The sequence below is a fragment of the Streptococcus pseudopneumoniae genome (assembly GCF_001074565.1).
Lineage (GTDB): Bacteria > Bacillota > Bacilli > Lactobacillales > Streptococcaceae > Streptococcus > Streptococcus pseudopneumoniae_J.
Window position 1 is genome coordinate 1 of sequence record NZ_JUQX01000048.1, and the last position, 890, is coordinate 890.

1 protein-coding gene is annotated in these 890 nt (G+C 37.0%); it reads right to left on the reverse strand.

Annotation, left to right across the window (positions count from 1 at the left end; genetic code table 11):
• On the reverse strand, positions 1-890 hold an 890-nt coding region (locus ADI74_RS07710), incomplete at both ends, for an Ltp family lipoprotein (RefSeq protein ID WP_049538107.1).

Sequence of the window (890 nt, forward strand, 5' to 3'; positions counted from 1 at the left end):
TGCTTCTTCTTTTGTAAATTTTCTAAAATAAGGAGAAGTTAGCCTCTCATAAATTTCTGTCTTTGATAAATTGGCATTCTTTCGGTATTCTCTTGCTTGAGCTAAGGCATTCGCCTTATAGTCTGCTTGCAAATGATTGATAGCATATTGTGCAGTGTCACTATTAAAACCTTCAAAAATTAACATCTCATAAATTCTTTTTTTTGACAAATGAATCCTATTATAATCTTGTGCTGTCTTTAAAGCTGCTGAGTATGGATTCCCGGCTGCTGGTTTTGGTTGTCTCACACCATCGTTTCCTACATAGTAACGACCACCATCTACCCATTTACCCCTTACCATTTTGCCTTCAGAATTAACATAGTAACGGCCACCATCTACCCATTCATTCTTGGCCACCTTTCCATCTGATTTATAATAATAGTCTCCTACCCATTTATTGCGGGCAATGCTTCCTTCTGGTGTTAAATCTAGTTTTTGAATGGCATAGTCTGCTTCTTCTTTTGTAAATTTTCTAAAATAAGGAGAAGTTAGCCTCTCATAAATTTCTGTCTTTGATAAATTGGCATTCTTTCGGTATTCTCTTGCTTGAGCTAAGGCATTCGCCTTATAGTCTGCTTGCAAATGATTGATAGCATATTGTGCAGTGTCACTATTAAAACCTTCAAAAATTAACATCTCATAAATTCTTTTTTTTGACAAATGAATCCTATTATAATCTTGTGCTGTCTTTAAAGCTGCTGAGTATGGATTCCCGGCTGCTGGTTTTGGTTGTCTCACACCATCGTTTCCTACATAGTAACGACCACCATCTACCCATTTACCCCTTACCATTTTGCCTTCAGAATTAACATAGTAACGGCCACCATCTACCCATTCATTCTTGGCCA